Raw genomic sequence first — 21,230 nt, 5'->3', positions numbered from 1 at the left:
GAGCCTTTGTGTTTATGTCGTGCCGTTTTGAGTGTGACTCACACCTGCTTCATCAGCGTGATGCTCAGCGCCGGCATGGTCCAGACATTGTCGTCGACGGGAGTGTCCGGCGTGTCATCCACAGGGGCATCAGGCATATCAGCTGATACCTCATCCCGAGGCGCGGACGAGGTGCCGTTTGCGGCGTGATCCGTTACTGGCATCGCGAATTCGATGGCATCCGCTTCATTCTCAGTCGAGGATTCCGTACGCTGCATGGACATTTCTTCGACCAGCTTGCGTACTGTCTCGCTGGCGTTCGGTACATGCTGCGTCCGGACGGCGGTGTCACCGTTCAAATCGCATTCCTCGACCTGAGTGCCATGCCCGGCTCGGCGGCCGTTGATTTCGGCCGAGCACCATTTAGGCGTCCAGTGAGTGTCTGGCGGCAGGCGGAATGCGCGGTCATCAGCGGTGCCGTTGACCACAATGCACACGTCCACCTCACTGTTGGACAGCAATCGCATGGTGAAGCTACGTACGCCCAAATCGAACCAGTCACGCTCCATCGGCGTGGTGCCGTCGGGCAGGAACCACTGCACGCGGCTTGAGGGCTTGAGCAGGCCGAGCTGCGTCAGTCGGGTGAAGAAATCCTCGTGGTGATACAGGTCCAGTGATTTACGCAGCGCCACCAGTCGAGACACGGTTTTCAAGCGGCGCATCTCGCGTGTCTTGTTGGTGGAATACATCCAATCCCACTTCAGCCACGTGATGTCGTTGTCTTGGCAGTAGGCGTTGTTGTTGCCGTCCTGTGTGTTGCGGAATTCGTCGCCGGCGAGCATCATCGGCGTACCCAGCGAGAGCAGCAGCATGCCGATCATGTTCATGGCCGCCTGTTCGCGTGCCGTGATGACGTCTGGATCATCGGTGACGCCTTCGACGCCGAAATTGGCGGAATGGTTCACCGATGAGCCATCATTATTGTTTTCGCCGTTGGCTTCATTGTGCTTGGAGCGGTATCTGGTGAGGTCCGTCAGCGTGAAACCGTCGTGGCAGGACACGAAATTGATGGAGGCCGGAGCGCCACGCCCTGGTTCGGTGGCGAACAGATCGGCCGAGCCGCAGAGTCGTGTGGCCATCTCCTGCAAACTGATACGCCCGAAATCGGAGCCGCCGTCCACATCTTCAAGCCAGAAGGTGCGGGCCGTGTCGCGGAAGCGGTCATTCCATTCGGCGAACGGCACGGAGAATTGGCCGGTGCGCCAGCCGAGGTTGCCCAGATCCCACGGCTCCATAATGAGCTTCAGGTTGCCCAGCAGCAGATCGGAACGCAGGGCGTAGAGGAACGGGTGATGATGGGTGAATTCGCCTTCCAGACGGGCCAGCGAGACGCCAAGGTCGAAGCGGAAACCGTCTATGCCGATACGCTTGGCCCAGTATCGTAATGAGTCGATGGCAAAGGTGGCCACATGCGTGTTGGTGAAATCCAGCGTATTGCCGCAACCAGTGGTGTCTTCGAGTCGACCGGTATTGGATTTTTGATGGCGATAGTAGGCCAGGTCGTCGAGGCCGCGCCAGCAGACCGTCGGGCCTTCGACGCCGCCTTCGCATGTGTGGTTGTAGACCACGTCCATGATGACTTCGAAGCCGGCCTCGTGCAGTGCGCGCACCATGTCTATGACTTCTTGGCGCACGGCGGCCGCGCCCTTCTCCTGGGCGGCTTTAGTGGCGTAGGAGGGTTCGGGGGCGAAGTAGCTGAGAGTGGAGTAGCCCCAGTAGTTCTTGCGGCCGTGTTCTTGCAGGAAGAGCTCGTCCTGCTTGGCCATAATCGGCAGCAGTTCGATGGATGTGATGCCTAGACCCTGCAGATAGGCGAGCGTGGTGGGGTGGGCGAGTCCGGCGTATGTGCCGCGCAATGATTCGGGCAGCCACGGTGCGTTGGCGGTGAAGCCTTTGACGTGCATCTCATAGATGACGGTTTTGCGCCACGGCACATGCGGGTGCTGCGGATCGGCCTCGTGCTTGTGGATGTCGCGATCGTCGATGGCCACGGACACCGGCGCATGGCCGAGCGAGTCTACGGTGCTCATGGCACCGTATGCCGAGCCGATTACCTTGCGGTCCACGACATCGCATTCATAGGAGAAGGCGGCGGGGGTGAGCTCCATGGAGCCGTCGATGCCCTTGCCATACGGGTCAAGCAGGAATTTGTATGGATTGAAGCGCACGCCGTGTTTCGGGTCCCATGCGCCGTCCACGCGGTAGCCATAACGCATGCCGTCCCATGCTTTGGGCAGGTGCACGTACCACAGGCCGTAGTTCGGCCCGGTCATGCGGAACAGGGTCTCGCGCAGATACAAATGTTCGATAATGCGCGTGCATACCGGGAACTCATGAATCTGCTGGATAAAGGAGATATTCGGGTCCTCGAACAGGCGGATGGCGTCTTGGAAGAAAGCGCCGGGCTCATCAATGGGCTCCAGTACGCATAGCCAAACCTGATCGGCGGTTTCGGAACGAACAACGGCGTCAGCCCCACCGTCGTCAGTGAAGTACAGCCCTGGGCGAGTGGCGTAACGATGCAACGGTGGGTTTTTCATACCTCCATTGTAGACGTGTTGTCACTTTTGGTGGAAGCCCTTGATTTCCTGCCGCGTTCCACAGCACCACAGATATCGTCGAGATAATTCTCGGCGAACCGCAACGCGGCACCGATGATGTTCTGATCTTCGGCGCGGTAGCTTTTGCGCAGATTGAAATGGTCGGTGCCGAACGGGCTACGATTGATGACGCGCGCCTTGAGATCCTCGATGTCGCTGTCTTCAAGATGCTGGGCTGCTTCACCGCCGACAATCACGTCGCCCGCGATGATGGATCGCGCGTTGACGATGGCCTGCGCCACGTAATCCAGCCACTCATCCATGCGCTCGCGATGATGCCGTTCGCCCTGCTCGAGCACGCTGAAGAAGCCGGGAATGCTTTCGTAATCCTCGGACAAGGTCTCCGGCGAGCAGTAGGTGTCCATGCAACCGCGCTGGCCGCAGTAGCATTCGCGGCCGCCCGGCACCAGCGTCATGTGTTCGATGGCGCCGTTGCACTGGTTCGGGCCCTGATACAGCTTGCCTCCCACGATCACCGCGCCGCCCGGGCGTCGCTCCAGATAGACGCACACCGCATCGGTGAGCGTGGAGTCGAACCAGAGTTCGGCCATGGCTGAGGCATCGGAATCGTGGATCATCATGCACGGGTAATGGACCGATTGGCTGATGGTTTCGAGCGTGAGCCCAGTGTTGCCCATAATGGTGCCGAAGGTGATGGTGGTGGCGTCGGGGGAGAGGATGCCTTGGATGGCGAACGAGACGCCGAGCGCCTTGCCGTGCTTCTTTTCGACGTCGGCGGCGAAGTTGTTGATGATGTCGCCGATACGCTGGTAGTAAACGTTGGTGTTGCGGTAAGGCAGGGCCTCGTTGCGTTTTTCGATGACGTTGCCGTACAGGTTAATCGCGCACAGGCGCAGTTCGTTGGACCGCATCACTACCCCGATGGCAGTGCGATGATCGGGATTGAACTCATAACTTTGCGCCTTGCGCCCGCCGGTGGAATCCTGCAGTTCGCCTTTGCGGATGAGTCCGTCATCCTCTAGGGCGCGCAGATTTTGGGTGATGGTGGGCAGGCTGAGACCGAGTTCGCGTTCCAGTTCCTGTTTGGTGACATGGCTATGGCCATACAGATACTGGGTCATGGCACTACGGTTGCGCGCTTTCACTGCGGTCGATGGCATTGCCCTCATAGTTACCCCTTTGTGCGATGAGATATATGCAAGTGTACTTTATGAAAGTGGCTTTCATGTGCCTCGACGCGGAGGTTATGAGGTAACAATCGTATATTTGTAGGCGATTTTGGGTACTTTTTTAAATCAATTTTCTAGAAATGTGGAGAGAATGAGCGCTTTTGAAAACTTACTTTAAAAAAGTTCTTGTATTGTGTTGTTCGCGGGCGTTTGATTCTCGGCAAAAAGTGAACGAAAAGTACCAAATCGCCGAATAAAGTGAGGATTTGTTCGATATTTCGCACAACTCTTAACAAAAACTGTTCAATATCAAACGTGAAACGCCGTCGATTTTGTGCGTATGCATCGCGCTGGACCGTTCGGTATATTGTGACTCAGGTCACATATGCAGTGTGACAACGCATCACCGGTCATTTTCGGTTACTGAGGCGGTATCCCGCTGGTGCAACTGAGGTGACGAGGCGATGGCCCAGAACTTTGCCATATACCCCAAGAAGATCGAGGAGGACCCCAAGTGGCAGAAGCAAAGAAGAAGGTCGAAGCCGCCAAGCCGACCCCGGAAGAGAAGCGGGCCGCAGCTGAGGCCGAGGTTGACGCGCTGGTTGCCCGTGCCAAGAAGGCTCTCGACGAATTCGAGAACCTCGACCAGAAGCAAGTTGACCGTATCGTCGCCAAGGCCTCCATCGCCGCTCTGAACAAGCACCTCGTTCTCGCCAAGATGGCTGTCGACGAGACCGGCCGTGGTCTCGTGGAAGACAAGGCCACCAAGAACATCTTCGCCTGTGAGCACGTCACCAACTACTTGGCCGGCCAGAAGACCGTCGGCATCATCCGTGAAGACGACGTGATGGGCATCGATGAGGTCGCCGAGCCCGTCGGCGTGGTAGCCGGCGTCACTCCGGTTACCAACCCGACCTCCACCGCCATCTTCAAGTCCCTCATCGCCCTGAAGACACGCTGCCCGATCATCTTCGGCTTCCACCCCGGCGCGCAGAAGTGCTCCATCGAGGCCGCCAAGATTGTGCGCGACGCCGCCATTGAGGCCGGTGCTCCCGAGAACTGTATCCAGTGGATCGAGCACCCGTCCATCCAGGCCACCGGCGCGCTGATGCAGCACCCGGGCGTGGCCACGATCCTCGCCACCGGTGGTCCGGGCATGGTCAAGGCCGCTTACTCCTCCGGCAAGCCCGCCCTCGGCGTGGGTGCCGGCAACGCCCCGGCCTATGTTGATTCCGATGTGGACATCGTGCGTGCCGCCAACGATCTGGTGCTCTCCAAGCACTTCGATTACGGCATGATCTGCGCCACCGAGCAGGCCATCATCGCCCACAAGGACGTCTACGACCAGCTCATCAAGGAGCTCAAGGTCCGTAAGGCCTACTTCGTCAACGCCGAAGAGAAGGCCAAGCTGGAACAGTACATGTTCGGCTGCGCCGCCGGCTCCGGCGTCAAGCCCGTGCTGAACTCCGTGGTGCCGGGCAAGTCCCCGCAGTTCATCGCCAAGGCCGCCGGCTTCGAGATTCCGGCCGACGCCACCATTCTGGCCGCCGAGTGCAAGGAAGTCTCCGACGACGAGCCGCTGACCCACGAGAAGCTCGCTCCGGTGCAGGCCGTGCTCAAGGCCGACGACAAGGAGCAGGCCTTCGAGATGTGCGAGAAGATGCTCAAGCTGGGTGCCGGCCACACCGCCGCCATCCACACCAACAACCAGGAGCTCGTGCGTGAGTACGGCGTCCGTATGCACGCCTGCCGCATCATCTGGAACCAGCCTTCCTCCCTTGGCGGCATCGGCGACATCTACAACGCCATCGCCCCGTCGCTGACCCTGGGCTGCGGCTCCTACGGCGGCAACTCGGTGTCCGGCAACGTGCAGGCCGTGAATCTCGTTAATATCAAGCGCATTGCTCGGAGGAACAACAACATGCAGTGGTTCAAGATCCCGGCCAAGACATACTTCGAGCCGAACGCCATCAAGTACCTGCGCGACATGTACGGCATCGAGAAGGCCGTCATCGTGTGCGATAAGGTCATGGAACAGCTCGGCATTGTCGACAAGGTCATCGACCAGCTGCGCGCCCGCTCCAACCGTGTGACCTTCCGCATCATCGACTACGTCGAGCCGGAGCCCTCCGTCGAGACCGTCGAAAAGGGCGCTGAGATGATGCGCGAGGAGTTCGAGCCGGACACGATCATCGCGGTCGGCGGCGGCTCCCCGATGGACGCCTCCAAGATCATGTGGCTGCTCTACGAGCACCCGGAAATCGCCTTCTCCGACGTGCGCGAGAAGTTCTTCGATATCCGTAAGCGCGCGTTCAAGATCCCGCCGCTGGGCAAGAAGGCCAAGCTCGTGTGCATCCCGACCTCCTCCGGCACCGGCTCCGAGGTCACCCCGTTCGCCGTGATCACCGATCACAAGACCGGCTACAAGTACCCGATCACCGACTACGCGCTGACCCCGTCCGTGGCCATCGTGGACCCGGTGCTGGCTCGCACCCAGCCGCGCAAGCTGGCCTCCGACGCCGGCTTCGACGCCCTGACCCACTCGATGGAAGCCTACGTGTCCGTGTACGCGAACGACTTCACCGACGGCATGGCCCTGCACGCGGCCAAGCTCATCTGGGACAACCTGGCTGAGTCCGTCAACGGCGAGCCCGGCCTGGCCAAGACCGACGCTCAGGAGAAGATGCACAACGCCGCCACCATGGCCGGCATGGCATTCGGCTCCGCGTTCCTCGGCATGTGCCACGGCATGGCCCACACCATCGGTGCCCTATGCCACATCGCCCACGGCCGCACCAACTCCATCCTGCTGCCGTACGTGATTCGCTACAACGGCCAGATTCCTGAGGAGCCCACCTCTTGGCCGAAGTACAACAAGTACATCGCCCCGGAGCGCTACCAGGACATCGCCCGCAACCTCGGCATCGACACCGGCAAGACCCCGGCCGAAGCCGTGGAGAACCTGGCGAAGGCCGTCGAGGACTACCGCGACAACAAGCTCGGCATGAACAAGAGCTTCCAGGATTGCGGCGTGGACGAGGACTACTTCTGGTCCGTGCTCGATCAGATCGGCATGCGCGCCTACGAGGACCAGTGCACCCCGGCCAACCCGCGCATCCCGCTGATCAACGACATGAAGGACATCGCCGTCGGTGCCTACTACGGCGTCTCCCAGGCGGAAGGCCACAAGCTGCGCATCGAGCGCGAGGGCGAGGCCGCCACTGAGGAAGCCTCCGAGCGCTGATTGCAGGCGGTTGGCGGCTGCTGGCACCAGCAGTAGCCACCAACCGCGGTGTTGCAGCCAGCAGGTACCTCCATGGGGCGGTAACCCACTCATGGGGCGGTGAAAACCCCATGGGGCGGTGTACGAAAACGGCTCTATTCTGCGGAAGGTAAAATTTTACCGTCCGCCCCATGGGCCAATTACCGCCCCATGAGGGAATTACCGCCCCATGGAATCGCTGAAGCGTCGCTAAATCGCCGCAATAATGCAGCCAAAAGCAATAAAGCTGGCAAACGCCTCGGTAATGCCGGTCACCACGGGCTTCAAGATTGTGCGCCGTGTAACCCGGCAACGCAACGGCGCGGGCCAACAGCAGCACAGTCATCGCAATCAGATACGGGCTGCGTCCAGCCGGCACGGCGGCTAGCAGCAATAGCGCCACATGCCATACCCACGAAGCCGCCACCCCGCGTTCCCGGATCATGGTTTTGACCACCAAAACCGACCCATACTGCGTCAGCGCAAACAGCACAGTGGCAATCAGCCCGTTCACGGGCAATGAACCCGCAGGCCACCAGGCGTGAAGGTCGAATATCTGGCTCAAATCCGGCGGCGCGTGTGGCGGTGACATCAGCGGCTGCGCACGAGGCATGTGCTGCGTTGATGGGCATAACACATGCCGTCTCAACAGCGCTGCCAAACGACGCGATCACCGTGGCCATGGCCGACACGGCATTGCCCCACAGCGAGCGCTCCTTCCTCAGCCGCAGCGGGTAGCATAACCATTACCCATGCGCCAGGTTGGTTGTCGAACCAATCGCGTTTAAGAGTCTTGCGGCGGGAAGTCATATCTGTCATGATATCGCAGCGAATGGTTCTCAATAAGAAAGATGTGAGACCTGCATTGCGACAATCGAACATAGGAAGTGCGAGAAGCCAGTGCTTCCGCCATTATGCAACATGTGCGATTGTTCGGAAATGTTCATTTGGCTCACATTGTGTTTATGCGAGACTAATCTCGTTGAGTATCGCCCTCGGCGCTGGAAATGGCCTCGGCTATCGGATCTTGGCTGAAGTCGTGGTTGCGATAATCAGGGTCGTCCACCGGCAGATGCTGCACCAAGGTATCGAACACCTGACTGTAGATTTTGCCGCGCTCAAGCACCGCATCGAGCACATGGCCGCCGAACGTCTTGTCGTCGGACAGGAAGTGCTCGTGGAATCCGGCCACAGCCGCGCCGTGGAACATCACGGGGGAGAAGTACCCGAGCATGGTGCCCTTGACGTCGTGGCGCAGGAACACGGCCTGCCGGTCGGCCACCTCCACCAGCGTGGGGTAGGGTGCCTGCTGCTTGATGACCGCGCGCGTCTTGATGAAGCTGAACGTGCCGCGCACAATTACCGAAAAGAACGTGTTCGCGCGGCCGTTCGCCTTGACGATCTTATCGTTGAGCTCTTCTAGGCCGATATCATGACGCTCGCACTGGTACTGGAAGGCCGCGCGATGGCTGTTGGCGAATGGCATGGTGAAGTCGTCCGGCACGCGTTCGGCCACACCGGATTGGCCTATCTTGTATGCCACGCCATCCAGGATGATGAGCTCGCCGTCCAAGCCCTCGCCGGTGCCGATGCCGGTGTCGCCATGCTTGAGCAATTCGCCGATGGTGGTGGTACCTTCCAGCAGCCCCGGCACGAGTAAGGCCAGAGTGCCGTGCTGATATAACACGTTGGCGCCGTGCTCACGAATAGGTTTGATGTTCTTTGCCAGTGATTGTGTCACGAGCCTTAAGAGTAATTCGTGTTACCATCCAACTCAATTAATCAATCCATATTCGCCAACGTGAGCTATACCACTATATATAGGTAAGCCTCAGAAGGATGTTGGTAGGCGACACGCGGAGCGGCTATGCCGCGAGGTAATACGAACGGCATGAGCGCGACACGCGCGAATTCCTCCGCGCTGTCCCACCTCAATGCTTGAATAAACAAGTTGCCTGATTTGGGCTCGCAAATTGGAATTAAAAAAGCGAGCGCGGGCCGGGAGCCACTTCAAGTGAAGTGACAGCCGGAAACCGCGCACTGATGTCGGATGACCGCCAGAGGACGTATGTCCAAGGGAGGCCATGCGCGCCGGTGCCCTAGAAGCAGGTTGGTAAACAGTACAACGAACATCGCTAGAAAGGGCGGACGGCAATGGCGGGACAGAAAATCCGCATCAGGCTTAAGTCCTATGACCACGAGGTCATCGACCAATCGGCGAAGAAGATCGTCGAAACGGTGACGAACGCGGGCGCAACTGTTGTTGGCCCCGTTCCGCTGCCGACCGAGAAGAACGTCTTCTGTGTTATCCGTTCTCCTCACATGTACAAGGATTCTCGCGAGCACTTCGAGATGCGCACTCACAAGCGCCTCATCGACATCGTGGACCCGACCCCCAAGGCCGTGGACTCCCTGATGCACATCGATCTGCCTGCGGACGTCAACATCGAAATCAAGCTGTAAGGGAGGAGGAAGCATTATGTCTAATCGCAAGGCTCTGCTGGGCAAGAAACTCGGCATGTCCCAGGTATGGGACGAGAACGGCTTCTTCGTGCCCGTCACTCTTGTCGACGTGTCCACCAACGTGGTGACCGCCGTGAAGACCGAGGAATCTGACGGCTACAAGGCTGTCCAGCTCGGCTACGGCGCCATCGACCCCACCAAGGTGACCAAGCCGCTGGCTGGCCACTTTGCCAAGGCCGGTGTCACCCCGCGTCGCCACCTCGTCGAAGTGCGCACCGATGACGTCGATCAGTTCGAGGCCGGCCAGGAACTGGCCGCTGACCTGTTCGAAGAGGGTGCTGAGGTCGACGTGACCGGCACCACCAAGGGTAAGGGCTTCGCCGGTACCATCAAGCGTTGGGGCTTCAAGTCCTACCGCCGTACTCACGGTTCTCACAAGAACGAGCGCCGTCCCGGTTCTGTGGGCGCATGCGCCACTCCGAGCCGTATTCTCAAGGGCAAGCGTATGGCCGGCCGCATGGGTCATGTGACCGCCACTACCCAGAACCTGATCATCGTCTCCGCTGATGTCGAGAACGGCATCCTCGCCATCAAGGGCGCCATTCCTGGCCCCAAGGGCGGCATCGTTCTCGTCCGCTCGGCTGTGAAGGGAGCCTGATAAACCATGGCAAACGTTACTCTGAACGTCACCGACGCCAAGGGCCAGGCCACCGGCACCGTTGAAGCTCCTGAGGCTCTCTTCGGCGTTTCCGCCGAGGATGTCCAGGCTCACATCCCGCTGATCCACCAGGTTGTCACCGCTCAGCTCGCTGCTGCTCGTCAGGGCACCCACGCCACCAAGACTCGTGGCATGGTTTCCGGCGGCGGCAAGAAGCCGTGGAAGCAGAAGGGCACCGGTCGTGCTCGTCAGGGCTCCATCCGTGCACCGCAGTGGTACCACGGCGGCACCGTGTTCGGCCCGCAGCCGCGTGACTACTCTCAGCGCACCCCCAAGAAGATGAAGGCCGCAGCTCTGCGCTACGCCCTGTCCGATCGCGCCAACGCCGGTCGCGTTGCCGTGGTGGAGTTCGGTATCACCGAGCCGTCCACCAAGGCCGCTGTCGCCGCCCTGGCCCCGATCACCGCGGACAAGTTCACCACGGTCGTCTTCACTCGCGACAACATCAACGAGTGGCTCTCCGTGCGCAACATCCCGACCGTTCACCCGATTTTCGTCGATCAGCTCAACACGTACGACGTGATTACCTCGCAGTACGTGGTCTTCACCAAGGAAGCCTTCGAGGCTTTCGTGGCTGCCAAGACCGAGCCGAAGGAGGCCTGATTTAGATGGTCGCTATTCACAAGCCCGCTCACGACGTGATTCTTAAGCCCGTCGTCTCCGAGAAGAGCTACGCCGCTTCCGACCGTGGCCAGTACACTTTTGTGGTGGCTCCGGATGCGAACAAGGTGCAGATCAAGCAGGCAATCGAAGAGATCTTCAAGGTCAAGGTGACGAACGTCAACACCCTCAACCGCGCTGGCAAGAAGCAGCGCACTCGCACCGGTTTCGGCCAGCGCGCTTCCCAGAAGCGTGCGATCGTGACCGTCGCCGAGGGCCAGACGATCGACATCTTTGGTAACTGAAGGCTAGCCGAGAAAAGTTAAAGGAAGAACTACATTATGGCTATCCGCGTTTATAAGCCGACGACCGCAGGCCGCCGCAACGCGTCCGTCTCGGATTTCTCCGAGCTGACTCGTTCTACGCCTGAGAAGTCGCTGGTTCGCAAGAAGTCCAAGACCGGCGGTCGTAACTCTTACGGCCGTATCACCTCCCGTCATCGCGGCGGCGGCCACAAGCGTCAGTACCGTCTCATCGATTTCAAGCGTTGGGACAAGGACGGCGTGCCCGCCAAGGTTGCCGAGATCGAGTACGATCCGAACCGCTCCGCCCGTATCGCCCTCCTGCACTTCGCAGATGGCGAGAAGCGCTACATCATCGCGCCGAAGGGCATCAAGCAGGGCGACGTCATCGAGACCGGTGCTCAGGCTGATATCAAGCCGGGCAACAACCTGCCGCTGAAGAACATCCCGACCGGTACCGTGGTTCATGCCATCGAGCTCCGCCCGCTGGGTGGCGCCAAGATCGCTCGTTCCGCTGGTGCCGCCGTTCAGCTCGTCGCCAAGGATGGCGCCTACGCTCAGCTGCGTATGCCGTCCGGCGAAATCCGCAACGTCGACGCGCGCTGCCGCGCTACCGTCGGCGAGGTCGGCAACGAGGACCACGCCAACATTCAGCTCGGCAAGGCTGGCCGCGCCCGCTGGATCGGCCACCGTCCGATCACCCGTGGTGAGTCCATGAACCCGGTCGACCACCCGCACGGCGGTCGTACCCGCGGTGGTAAGCCGCCGGTCTCCCCGTGGGGCAAGGGCGAGGTTCGTACTCGTCGTCCGAAGAAGGCTTCGAACAAGATGATTGTTCGTCGCCGTCCGTCCGGCAAGAACCGCAAGTAAGGGAGTATCGAGAAGATGACTCGTAGCATCAAGAAGGGCCCCTTCGTCGACGCCCACTTGCAGAAGAAAGTCGACGAGCAGAACGAGAAGGGCACCAAGAACGTCATCAAGACGTGGTCCCGTCGTTCGATGATCACCCCTGATTTCATCGGACACACCTTCGCCGTTCATGATGGTCGCAAGCATGTCCCGGTGTTCGTCACCGAGGCCATGGTTGGTCACAAGCTGGGTGAGTTCGCCCCCACGAAGACCTTCAAGGGTCACGTGAAGGACGACAAGAAGGCCCGTCGCTAAGGATAAGGAATAGAACATGGAAGCTAAAGCAATCGCTCGTCACGTCCGCGTGACGCCGCGCAAGGCTCGCCGCATGGTCGACCTCATCCGCGGCAAGAAGGCGACCGAAGCCGTCACCATTTTGAAGTTCGCCCCTCAGGCTGCGGCCCTGCCGGTCCGCAAGACCCTGGAGAGCGCCATCGCCAACGCTCGTGTGAAGGCCGATAAGGCCGGCGAGCCGTTCCGCGAGAACGACCTGTACATCAAGGAGACCTACGTTGACGAAGGTGTGACCCTCAAGCGCTTCCGCGCTCGTGCCCAGGGCCGCGCCGCTCGTATCAACAAGCGCACCTCCCACATCACGGTCGTCGTGGCTAACAAGGAAGGAGCCCGCTAAAGATGGGTCAGAAGATCAATCCGTTTGGCTACCGTCTGGGCATCACTGAGAACCACCGCTCCAAGTGGTTCTCCGACTCCAACAAGGCCGGCGAACGCTACCGCGACTTCGTGCTTGAGGATGATCAGATCCGCAAGGAGATGAGCAAGGACCTCGAGCGCGCTGGCGTGTCCCGCATCGTCATCGAGCGCACCCGCGACCGCGTCCGCGTCGACATTCACACCGCCCGTCCGGGCATCGTGATCGGTCGTCGTGGCGCCGAGGCTGAGCGCGTCCGCGCCAAGCTCGAGAAGCTGACCGGCAAGCAGGTCCAGCTCAACATCTTCGAAGTCAAGAACGCCGCGCTGGACGCCCAGCTCGTCGCTCAGGGCATCGCTGAGCAGCTGACCAACCGCGTCACCTTCCGTCGTGCCATGCGTAAGGCCCAGCAGGACGCCATGCGCGCCGGTGCCAAGGGTATCCGCATCAAGCTCTCCGGCCGCCTCGGCGGTGCGGAAATAAGCCGTTCCGAGTTCTACCGTGAGGGCCGCGTTCCGCTGCAGACCCTCCGCGCCCTCATCGATTACGGCTTCTTCGAGGCCAAGACCACGTACGGCCGTATCGGCGTCAAGGTCTGGATCTACAAGGGCGACATGACCGAATCCGAGTTCGAAGAGCAGCAGGCTCAGCAGAACAACCGTCCGGGCCGTCGTGGTGGCGATCGCCGCCCGCGCCGTGGCAACCGTTCCGCCGCCCCGCAGGCCGCCGAAGCCCCCAAGGCTGAGGCTCCCGCCGAGGCCGCTCCGGCTGCAGAAACGAAGGAGTGAGCAAGAATGCTTATCCCCAAGAGGACTAAGTACCGCAAGCAGCACCGCCCTGTGCGTTCTGGCATGTCCAAGGGTGGCAACGAGATCAACTTCGGTGATTTCGGCATCCAGTCCCTCGCCCCGGCCTACGTGACCAACCGTCAGATCGAAGCCGCGCGTATCGCCATGACCCGCTACATCAAGCGTGGTGGCCGCGTGTGGATCACGATCTTCCCGGATCGTCCGCTGACCAAGCACCCGCTCGGTGCCCGAATGGGTTCCGGTAAGGGTGCCCCGGAGTTCTGGATTGCGAACGTGCGCCCTGGTCGCGTGATGTTCGAAATCGGTGGTGTGTCCGAGGACGTCGCTAAGGAAGCCCTCCGCCGCGCTATCGACAAGCTCCCGATGAAGTGCCGCATTATCGCACGTGAAGGTGGTGATATCTGATGGCAGTCGGTACCGCTGATTACTCCATCAAGAATCTCAACGAGAAGACCAACGCGGAAATCGAAGGCTTCTTGAAGAAGTCCAAGGAAGAGCTGTTCAACCTGCGCTTCCAGCACGCCACCGGTCAGCTCGAGAACACCGCCCGTCTCAAGGCTGTCAAGAGCGACATCGCCCGCATGTACACCGTGCTTCGCGAGCGTGAGCTTGGCATCAGCCAGGAGCCGGCCGCCACCGAATCCAAGGAGAAGTGATTATGGCTGAAGAGCGTAACTTCCGTAAGGTTCGCCGCGGCTACGTCGTGTCCGACAAGATGGACAAGACGATTACCGTCGAGCTCGAGCAGCGTTCGACCCACCCGCTGTACGGCAAGGTCGTTCGTTCCACCAGCAAGGTCAAGGCCCATGATGAACACAACGACGCCCACATTGGCGACCTCGTGAGTATTATGGAAACTCGGCCTCTGAGCAAGACCAAGCGCTGGCGTCTCGAATCCATTATCGAGCGCGCCAAGTAAGTAAAGTTCGGCAAGGCTCGCCATTTACCGGGGCATTATGGGCAACCACGATGCCCCGGTAAATGGGGAGAACCAGCTCGGCTAAGGAGAATCAATGATTCAGCAGGAAACGCGGCTTCATGTCGCCGACAACACGGGTGCGAAGGAACTCCTCGCCATCCGCGTGCTCGGCGGATCGAAGCGACGCTATGCCGGCATCGGCGACGTGATCGTCGCCTCCGTCAAGGACGCCATTCCTGGCGGGTCGGTCAAGAAGGGCGACGTGGTTAAGGCCGTTGTCGTCCGTACCGTCAAGGAATCCCGCCGTGCGGATGGTTCCTACATCAAGTTCGACGAGAACGCCGCCGTCATTCTCGGCTCCGGCCGTGAACCGAAGGGCACTCGTATCTTCGGACCGGTCGGTCGTGAACTGCGCGAGCACAAGTTCATGAAGATCGTGTCCCTCGCCCCGGAGGTGATCTGACATGGCAGCCAAGATCAAGAGCGGCGACCTGGTCAAGGTCATCCGCGGCAAGGACCGCGGCAAGGAAGGCACCGTCAAGCAGGTGCTCTCCAACGATCGACTGATCGTCGAAGGCGTGCAGATCGTCAAGAAGCACGTGCGTGCAACGCAGCAGGGCCAGCAGGCTGGCATCGTCTCCACTGAGGCTCCGATCCATCGCTCCAACGTGATGGTCATCGACCCGGAGACCAAGCAGCCGACCCGCGTTGGCATCACCGTTAAGGAAGAGGCGCGTGACGGCAAGGTGAAGACCGTGCGCGTGCGCGTCGCCAAGAAGTCCGGAAAGGAGCTGGCATGACCGATACTACTGTCGAAGCGCCGGCCACCCCGCGCTTGAAGGTCAAGTACAACGAGCAGATCATTCCTGAGCTCGAGAAGGAGTTCAAGTACTCCAACCCGATGCAGGTTGCCCGTGTCCAGAAGGTCGTCGTCTCCATGGGTGTTGGTGCCGCTGCCCGCGACTCCAAGCTCATCGAAGGTGCCGTCAAGGACCTCACCCTGATCACCGGCCAGAAGCCGAAGATCACCAAGGCCAAGAAGTCCGTCGCGCAGTTCCACCTGCGTGAGGGCCAGGCCATCGGTGCGTACGTCACCCTGCGTGGCGACCGCATGTGGGAGTTCCTGGACCGTCTGCTGACCCTCGCGCTGCCCCGTATCCGCGACTTCCGCGGCATCAACGGCCACCAGTTCGATGGCCAGGGCAACTACAACTTTGGTCTCACCGAGCAGTCCATGTTCCACGAGATCGATCCTGATTCGATCGATCACGTGCGCGGTATGGACATCACTGTGGTGACCTCCACCAAGGACGACAAGGAAGCTTACGCGCTGCTGAAGCACCTCGGCTTCCCCTTCAAGGAGAACTGATATGGCAAAAACCGCTCTTAAGAACAAGGCGGCCGGCAAGCCGAAGTTCAAGGTCCGCGCTTACACGCGCTGCCAGGTCTGCGGTCGTCCCCACTCCGTCTACCGCAAGTTCGGCCTGTGCCGCATCTGCCTTCGTGAGAAGGCTCACCGCGGTGAACTGCCCGGCGTTACGAAGTCCAGTTGGTAAACATCGACGCTGAAGGTCCGCGGCCCGAACGCTTCTAGAAGAAGCGTGAGGGCGGCGGAAACCATAGCGAGAAAGGGCAACAAGCCCAAATGACAATGACAGATCCGATCGCAGACATGCTTACGCGTCTGCGTAATGCGAGCGCGGCCAAGCACGAAACCGTGGATATGCCGTACTCCAAGTTCAAGGCGAACATCGCCGAGATCCTGAAGCGCGAAGGCTACATCAAGGACTTCACCGCTAAGGAAGCCAAGGTCGGCCAGACTCTTGAGGTCACCCTCAAGTACGGTCCGAACGGTGAGCGTTCCATTCAGGGCATCAAGCGCATCTCCAAGCCGGGCCTTCGTCGTTACGCGAAGTCCGACTCCCTGCCGATGCCGCTCGGTGGCCTGGGTATCGCCATCATCTCGACTTCTTCGGGACTGCTGACTCAGAAGGAATGCCTCGACCGAGGCATTGGCGGCGAAATTGTCGCCTTCGTGTGGTGAGAAAGGAGAGCTGAAACATGGCATCGCATATTGGTAAGCTCCCCATCGCCATCCCTGCTGGCGTTGAAGTCAAGATTGAAGGCCAGAACTTCTCCGCCAAGGGCGCCAAGGGTTCTGACTCCTACGTGGTTCCGGAAGGCATCACCGCTGCCGTTGAAGGCAACGAGATCGTCCTGACCGCCGCTGATGACCTGCGTCCGACCCGTGCCAAGCACGGTCTGGCCCGCTCCATCATGGCCGGCATGGTCAAGGGTGTTCACGATGGCTACTCCAAGACTCTTGAGATCGTCGGCACCGGTTACCGCGCCGTCGCCAAGGGCAAGGGCATCGAGTTCTTCCTCGGCTACTCCCACACCATCACCGTCAACCCGCCCGAAGGCATCACCCTGAAGGTGACCGACGCCAACCACGTGGTTGTCGAAGGCACCGACAAGCAGGTCGTGGGCCAGGTTGCCGCCAACATCCGCAAGCTGCGCGCTCCGGAACCCTACAAGGGCAAGGGCATCAAGTATGCCGATGAACGCATCCTGCGCAAGGCTGGAAAGGCTGGTAAGTGATATGAGCGTTGCTATTCTCGGAAAAGGCAAGAAGGTAGCTCTCAAGCGCCGTCACGCGCGTATCCGCAAGCGCATCTCCGGTACCCCCGAGCGTCCGCGCCTGGTGGTCACCCGCTCCAACCGTCACATGGTTGCTCAGGTGGTCGACGATACCAAGGGCATTACCCTGGTGTCCGCCTCCACCCTTCAGGCCGACTTCGCCGGCTTCGAAGGCACCAAGACTGAGGCCGCCAAGAAGGTCGGCGAGCTGATCGCCGAGAAGGCCAAGGCTGCCGGCATCACCGCAGTCGTGTTCGACCGCGGTGGCAACAAGTACACCGGTCGCGTCGCAGCCGTTGCTGATGGCGCCCGCGAGGGAGGTCTTGCACTGTGAGCGACAACGAAACGAAGGAAACCCAAGTGGCTGAAGAAACTCAGAACACTGTGGCGACCGAATCCAACAACGAGGACCGCAAGGGTCGTCGTGGCCAGCGCGGTGAAGGCCGTCGTGGCGAGCGTCGTAACCGTCGTGAGGAAAACCACGGCGACGAGCTGCTCGATCGCGTGGTGACCATCAACCGTGTGTCCAAGACCCACAAGGGTGGCCGTACCTTCAGCTTCGCCGCACTGGTTGTGGTCGGCGACGGCAACGGCACCGTGGGTGTCGGTTACGGCAAGTCCCGTGAAGTCCCGGCCGCCATCGCCAAGGGCCAGCTGGACGCCAAGAAGCACATGTTCTCTGTGCCTCGCGTCCGCGGCACCATCACCCACCCGGTTCAGGGTCACGACGCTGCCGGCACCGTCCTGCTGCGTCCGGCCGCCCCGGGTACCGGTGTAATCGCCGGTGGCTCCGTGCGCGCCGTCATGGAATGCGCGGGCATCACCGACGTCCTGACCAAGTCGATGGGCTCCGCCACCGCTGTCAACGTGGTGCGCGCTACCGTCGACGCCCTCAAGCAGCTCGAAGAGCCCGAGGAGATCGCCGCCCGTCGTGGCCTGGCGCTCGACGAGGTCGCTCCCGATGCTCTGCTGCGCGCCCGTGCCGCCGGCATTGCCGAGGCTCGCAAGGCTCGCGAAGAGGCTGCTGCCGCTAAGGCCGCCGAAGAGAAGGATGGTGAGTGATACTCATGGCTAAGAACCTGAAGATTACCCTGCACCACGGCATCGTGAACCGTACCCCGGCTCAGCGCGCCACCGTCAAGACCCTCGGCCTCAACAAGATCGGTAAGACCGTTGTCCGCGAGGACACCCCGGCCAACCGTGGTCTGGTGAACGCCGTGCGTCACCTGGTCACCGTTGAGGAGGTTGACTGATTATGGCAGATAACGAAATCCTGCAGATGCACGACCTGAAGCCCGCCCCGGGTGCCAAGAAGGACCGCACCCGTGTGGGCCGCGGTGAAGGCTCCAAGGGCAAGACCTCCGGTCGTGGCGCCAAGGGCCAGACGAAGCGTAACCACGTGCGTCCGGGCTTTGAAGGCGGCCAGCTGCCGCTGTACATGCGCCTGCCGAAGCTTCGTGGCTTCAAGAACCCGTTCAAGGTCGAGTTCCAGGTCATCAACATCGCTCGTCTCGTGGAGCTCTTCCCCGAGGGTGGCGAGGTTGCTGTGGCCGACCTGATCGCCAAGGGCGCTGTTCGTGACAACGCTCCGGTGAAGGTTCTGGGCGACGGCGAGACCACCGTGGCTTTTACCCTCAAGGGTGTTAAGGCTTCGGCTTCCGCCAAGTCCAAGATCGAGGCCGCCGGCGGTTCCGTTTCCGAGGACTGATTAGTCCTACGGGGAGCGCAATAGGCTGTACAACCCCCGTCCGCCAATAGGTGGACGGGGGTTCCCTTTTCTAAAGAATTGTTGTTCTGAGCGCAGAGAAGCAGTCTCAACACAATGATCGTTTTGAGTATGCTTCCCCCCGTTCAGTACGACGGAGCATAATTCAGGTAACATCCGCGAGATATGAAGTGGCCGAAGTAGGCACTGTAGACTATGCTCGTTCGTTAGTTTGTGTATTTCGCGTGATTGGCGCGCTATAGGGAGGAAATCCAGGTGAGGACACTAATCCAGGCCCTGAAGACCAAAGAGTTGAGGAAGAAGATTCTCTTCGTCCTGTTCATCATCATCGTCTACCGCATCGGATCGTTCATCCCGACCCCGGGCGTGGACTACAACGTGGTGAACAAGTGCATGGCCACCATCGGCAGCGCCTCCCAGGAGAACTTCATCGGCCTGGTGAACCTCTTCTCCGGCGGTGCCATGCTCCAGCTGTCCATCTTCGCGCTGGGCGTCATGCCGTACATCACCGCGTCCATCGTGGTGCAGCTGCTGCGCGTGGTCATCCCCCGCTTCGAGGCCCTGCACAAGGAGGGCCAGTCCGGCGAGGCCAAGCTCACCCAGTACACCCGTTACCTGACCATCGGCCTGGCCGTGCTCCAGTCCACCACCATCCTGGTGACCGCCCGCTCCGGCGCCCTGTTCAACTACCGCTGCGACCAGGTCATCCCGGACGGCTCCGTGTGGAACCTCGTGGTCATGGTCCTCATCATGACCGGCGGCACCGGTCTGATCATGTGGATGGCCGAGCTCGTGACCGACAAGGGCATCGGCCAGGGCATGTCCATCCTGATCTTCATGTCCATCTGCTCCGGCTTCCTGCCGCAGCTGTGGGAGATCGGCTACGGCACCAACGGCAAGAACGGCGACTGGCTGAAGTTCGGCATCGTCGTGGGCGTGCTCGTGGTCATCCTCATCTTCGTCGATTTCGTCGAACTGTGCCAGCGCCGCGTCCCGGTGCAGTATACGCGCCGTATGATCGGCCGTAAGATGTACGGCGGCTCCTCCACCTATCTGCCGCTGAAGATCAACATGTCCGGCGTGATCCCGCCGATCTTCGCCTCCTCGATCCTCGCCATCCCGACCCTGATCGCCCAGTTCGGCAAGTCCGACCAGTCCTGGGTCAAGTGGATCAACGCCAACCTGGCGAACACCACCTCCGTGTGGTACATCGCGCTGTACGCGCTGATGATCGTGTTCTTCTGCTTCTTCTACACGTCGATCACGTTCAACCCGGACGAGACCGCGGACAACATGAAGCAGTACGGCGGCTTCATCCCCGGCATCCGCGCCGGCAACGCCACCAGCCGCTACCTGACCTACGTGATGAACCGACTCAACACCGTCGGTGCCGTCTACCTGCTGTTCGTGGCCCTGATCCCGACCGTGCTGATCATGGCCCTCGGCCTCAACGCCAAGCTGCCGTTCGGCGGCACCACGATCCTGATCATCGCGGGCGTGGGCCTCGACACCCTGCGTCAGGCCAAGGCCCAGACCGAACAGTTCCAGTACACCGGCTTCCTGTTCGAAAACGTGGACCACAAAGAAGGCTGACGCCCGCTTGGCAGCGGCCGCCCGCAATGGGCAGGCGGGCGCGCGAGGAGTGGAACAGTCCAGTGGACTGTTCCACGACGGAGCAATCTTTCTTCCATATATAACTCAATGGCTCCCTTAACCAAGGGAGCCGAAACCGTATTAATAACCGACACAAAAGGAGACCACCATGCGTCTGCTCATCATGGGCCCCCAGGGCGTGGGCAAGGGCACCCAGGCTGCTCTGCTCGCCGAGCACTTCAACATCCCCACCATCTCCACCGGCGACATCTTCCGCTACAACATCAAAAACAAGACCGAACTCGGTCTTGAGGCGATGAGCTACACCGACAAGGGCGAGCTGGTTCCTGACTCCCTGACCAACAAGATCGTCAAGGATCGTCTGGCCAAGGAAGACTGCAAGAACGGCTGGATCCTCGACGGCTACCCGCGTAACGCCGCCCAGGTCACCGCTCTCGACGAGATGCTCGCCGACCTCGACACTCCGCTCGACCACGTGGTGGCCCTCGAAGCCGCCCGCGACGTGCTGCTGGAGCGTATGAAGAAGCGCGCCGCCGAGCAGGGCCGCGCTGACGACACTCCGGAGGCCATCGCCAAGCGCCTGGAGACCTACGAGAAGGAAACCGCTCCGCTGCTCGACATCTACGAATCTCGCGGTCTGCTCGTCGTGGTCAACGGCGTCGGCGACATCGACGAGATCAGCGGCCGTATCATCAGCCACCTTGAGTAGTAGGTTCGGCGGCCCGGCCAACAAGCCGGAGTGATGCCGAAATACCACATCAATGTTTCCATACCCCTGTGCGACACGCCAAGTGTTCGTACAGGGGTATGTGCGTATATAGTTGACAGTTGGTGTGTCTTCGGATATGCC

The 21,230-nt window shown here is 60.5% G+C and carries 27 protein-coding genes and 1 pseudogene; 24 read left to right on the top strand and 4 right to left on the bottom strand.

Annotated elements, in window-relative coordinates; all coding sequences use genetic code 11:
- Nucleotides 1-38: 38 nt before the first annotated feature.
- A complete protein-coding gene (gene glgX, locus BLIJ_RS11585) occupies nucleotides 39-2,579 on the bottom strand; it encodes a glycogen debranching protein GlgX (protein ID WP_012578479.1) in 2,541 nt (846 codons plus the stop codon).
- Entirely contained in the window at nucleotides 2,576-3,769 is a 1,194-nt protein-coding gene (locus BLIJ_RS11580) for an ROK family transcriptional regulator (RefSeq protein WP_012578478.1), read from the bottom strand. The genes glgX and BLIJ_RS11580 overlap by 4 nt, the downstream gene beginning before the upstream one ends.
- A 514-nt stretch (nucleotides 3,770-4,283) precedes the next feature.
- On the opposite strand from BLIJ_RS11580, the gene adhE reads away from it, so the two are divergent.
- Nucleotides 4,284-7,013 (top strand): bifunctional acetaldehyde-CoA/alcohol dehydrogenase, encoded by a 2,730-nt coding sequence (adhE, locus tag BLIJ_RS11575; protein ID WP_012578477.1) that lies wholly within the window; start codon nucleotides 4,284-4,286, stop codon nucleotides 7,011-7,013.
- 228 nt (nucleotides 7,014-7,241) lie between these two features.
- On the opposite strand, the pseudogene BLIJ_RS15125 reads toward adhE, so the two are convergent.
- A pseudogene (locus tag BLIJ_RS15125) lies at nucleotides 7,242-7,913 on the bottom strand (hypothetical protein).
- A gap of 91 nt (nucleotides 7,914-8,004) precedes the next feature.
- A complete protein-coding gene (budA, locus tag BLIJ_RS11565; RefSeq protein ID WP_012578475.1) occupies nucleotides 8,005-8,772 on the bottom strand; it encodes an acetolactate decarboxylase in 768 nt (255 codons plus the stop codon).
- 413 nt (nucleotides 8,773-9,185) lie between these two features.
- Between budA and rpsJ the strand changes: the two genes are divergently transcribed.
- From rpsJ to BLIJ_RS11450, 23 genes are all read left to right on the top strand, one after another.
- A complete protein-coding gene (gene rpsJ / locus BLIJ_RS11560) occupies nucleotides 9,186-9,494 on the top strand; it encodes a 30S ribosomal protein S10 (RefSeq protein WP_012578474.1) in 309 nt (102 codons plus the stop codon).
- Between the two features lie 16 nt (nucleotides 9,495-9,510).
- Nucleotides 9,511-10,152, top strand: coding sequence for a 50S ribosomal protein L3 (rplC, locus tag BLIJ_RS11555; RefSeq protein ID WP_012578473.1), 642 nt, complete (start codon nucleotides 9,511-9,513; stop codon nucleotides 10,150-10,152).
- 6 nt (nucleotides 10,153-10,158) lie between these two features.
- Nucleotides 10,159-10,815 (top strand): 50S ribosomal protein L4, encoded by a 657-nt coding sequence (rplD, locus tag BLIJ_RS11550; RefSeq protein WP_007053032.1) that lies wholly within the window; start codon nucleotides 10,159-10,161, stop codon nucleotides 10,813-10,815.
- A gap of 5 nt (nucleotides 10,816-10,820) precedes the next feature.
- Entirely contained in the window at nucleotides 10,821-11,117 is a 297-nt protein-coding gene (rplW, locus tag BLIJ_RS11545; RefSeq protein ID WP_007053033.1) for a 50S ribosomal protein L23, read from the top strand.
- A gap of 36 nt (nucleotides 11,118-11,153) precedes the next feature.
- The gene (gene rplB / locus BLIJ_RS11540) at nucleotides 11,154-11,984 is read left to right on the top strand and encodes a 50S ribosomal protein L2 (RefSeq protein ID WP_012578472.1); all 831 of its coding nucleotides are present in this window, start codon (nucleotides 11,154-11,156) and stop codon (nucleotides 11,982-11,984) included.
- A gap of 15 nt (nucleotides 11,985-11,999) precedes the next feature.
- Nucleotides 12,000-12,278: a 30S ribosomal protein S19 gene (rpsS, locus tag BLIJ_RS11535; protein ID WP_003814508.1), complete on the top strand. Its 279-nt coding sequence runs from the start codon at nucleotides 12,000-12,002 to the stop codon at nucleotides 12,276-12,278.
- A gap of 16 nt (nucleotides 12,279-12,294) precedes the next feature.
- Nucleotides 12,295-12,654, top strand: a complete 360-nt coding sequence (rplV, locus tag BLIJ_RS11530; RefSeq protein WP_007053035.1) for a 50S ribosomal protein L22 — start codon at nucleotides 12,295-12,297, stop codon at nucleotides 12,652-12,654.
- A 2-nt stretch (nucleotides 12,655-12,656) separates the two neighbouring features.
- On the top strand, nucleotides 12,657-13,460 hold the full coding sequence (rpsC, locus tag BLIJ_RS11525; RefSeq protein WP_012578471.1) for a 30S ribosomal protein S3: 804 nt from the start codon (nucleotides 12,657-12,659) through the stop codon (nucleotides 13,458-13,460).
- A gap of 6 nt (nucleotides 13,461-13,466) precedes the next feature.
- Nucleotides 13,467-13,886, top strand: a complete 420-nt coding sequence (gene rplP / locus BLIJ_RS11520; protein WP_012578470.1) for a 50S ribosomal protein L16 — start codon at nucleotides 13,467-13,469, stop codon at nucleotides 13,884-13,886.
- Nucleotides 13,886-14,137, top strand: a complete 252-nt coding sequence (gene rpmC / locus BLIJ_RS11515) for a 50S ribosomal protein L29 (protein ID WP_003829891.1) — start codon at nucleotides 13,886-13,888, stop codon at nucleotides 14,135-14,137. Before rplP ends, rpmC begins: the two co-directional genes overlap by 1 nt.
- Nucleotides 14,138-14,139: 2 nt before the next feature.
- The gene (gene rpsQ, locus BLIJ_RS11510) at nucleotides 14,140-14,400 is read left to right on the top strand and encodes a 30S ribosomal protein S17 (RefSeq protein WP_007055338.1); all 261 of its coding nucleotides are present in this window, start codon (nucleotides 14,140-14,142) and stop codon (nucleotides 14,398-14,400) included.
- A 94-nt stretch (nucleotides 14,401-14,494) separates the two neighbouring features.
- Nucleotides 14,495-14,863: a 50S ribosomal protein L14 gene (gene rplN, locus BLIJ_RS11505; RefSeq protein WP_003829893.1), complete on the top strand. Its 369-nt coding sequence runs from the start codon at nucleotides 14,495-14,497 to the stop codon at nucleotides 14,861-14,863.
- Between the two features lies 1 nt (nucleotide 14,864).
- Nucleotides 14,865-15,200, top strand: coding sequence for a 50S ribosomal protein L24 (gene rplX, locus BLIJ_RS11500; RefSeq protein WP_007053803.1), 336 nt, complete (start codon nucleotides 14,865-14,867; stop codon nucleotides 15,198-15,200).
- Nucleotides 15,197-15,769, top strand: a complete 573-nt coding sequence (gene rplE / locus BLIJ_RS11495; protein WP_007053039.1) for a 50S ribosomal protein L5 — start codon at nucleotides 15,197-15,199, stop codon at nucleotides 15,767-15,769. The genes rplX and rplE overlap by 4 nt, the downstream gene beginning before the upstream one ends.
- A gap of 1 nt (nucleotide 15,770) precedes the next feature.
- On the top strand, nucleotides 15,771-15,956 hold the full coding sequence (locus BLIJ_RS11490; RefSeq protein WP_003814530.1) for a type Z 30S ribosomal protein S14: 186 nt from the start codon (nucleotides 15,771-15,773) through the stop codon (nucleotides 15,954-15,956).
- Between the two features lie 89 nt (nucleotides 15,957-16,045).
- The gene (gene rpsH / locus BLIJ_RS11485; protein WP_003829896.1) at nucleotides 16,046-16,444 is read left to right on the top strand and encodes a 30S ribosomal protein S8; all 399 of its coding nucleotides are present in this window, start codon (nucleotides 16,046-16,048) and stop codon (nucleotides 16,442-16,444) included.
- A gap of 17 nt (nucleotides 16,445-16,461) precedes the next feature.
- Nucleotides 16,462-17,001: a 50S ribosomal protein L6 gene (gene rplF / locus BLIJ_RS11480; RefSeq protein ID WP_012578469.1), complete on the top strand. Its 540-nt coding sequence runs from the start codon at nucleotides 16,462-16,464 to the stop codon at nucleotides 16,999-17,001.
- Nucleotide 17,002: 1 nt separating this feature from the next.
- Nucleotides 17,003-17,374 carry a 50S ribosomal protein L18 gene (gene rplR, locus BLIJ_RS11475; RefSeq protein ID WP_007053041.1) on the top strand — a complete coding sequence of 124 codons (372 nt, stop codon included), beginning with the start codon at nucleotides 17,003-17,005 and terminating at the stop codon, nucleotides 17,372-17,374.
- The gene (gene rpsE / locus BLIJ_RS11470) at nucleotides 17,371-18,102 is read left to right on the top strand and encodes a 30S ribosomal protein S5 (RefSeq protein ID WP_007053804.1); all 732 of its coding nucleotides are present in this window, start codon (nucleotides 17,371-17,373) and stop codon (nucleotides 18,100-18,102) included. Before rplR ends, rpsE begins: the two co-directional genes overlap by 4 nt.
- A 5-nt stretch (nucleotides 18,103-18,107) precedes the next feature.
- Nucleotides 18,108-18,293 (top strand): 50S ribosomal protein L30, encoded by a 186-nt coding sequence (gene rpmD / locus BLIJ_RS11465; protein ID WP_007053043.1) that lies wholly within the window; start codon nucleotides 18,108-18,110, stop codon nucleotides 18,291-18,293.
- A gap of 2 nt (nucleotides 18,294-18,295) precedes the next feature.
- On the top strand, nucleotides 18,296-18,748 hold the full coding sequence (gene rplO, locus BLIJ_RS11460; RefSeq protein WP_008783622.1) for a 50S ribosomal protein L15: 453 nt from the start codon (nucleotides 18,296-18,298) through the stop codon (nucleotides 18,746-18,748).
- A gap of 273 nt (nucleotides 18,749-19,021) precedes the next feature.
- Nucleotides 19,022-20,359: a preprotein translocase subunit SecY gene (gene secY, locus BLIJ_RS11455; protein WP_012578468.1), complete on the top strand. Its 1,338-nt coding sequence runs from the start codon at nucleotides 19,022-19,024 to the stop codon at nucleotides 20,357-20,359.
- A 169-nt stretch (nucleotides 20,360-20,528) separates the two neighbouring features.
- Entirely contained in the window at nucleotides 20,529-21,089 is a 561-nt protein-coding gene (locus tag BLIJ_RS11450; RefSeq protein WP_012578467.1) for an adenylate kinase, read from the top strand.
- Nucleotides 21,090-21,230 lie beyond the last annotated feature (141 nt).

Origin of the sequence: Bifidobacterium longum subsp. infantis ATCC 15697 = JCM 1222 = DSM 20088, from assembly GCF_000269965.1 — a bacterium.
In the GTDB taxonomy this organism is placed as follows: Bacteria; Actinomycetota; Actinomycetes; order Actinomycetales; family Bifidobacteriaceae; genus Bifidobacterium; species Bifidobacterium infantis.
The sequence above is the reverse complement of the archived record's forward strand: the minus strand, read 5'-3'. Positions and strand labels throughout refer to the sequence as shown.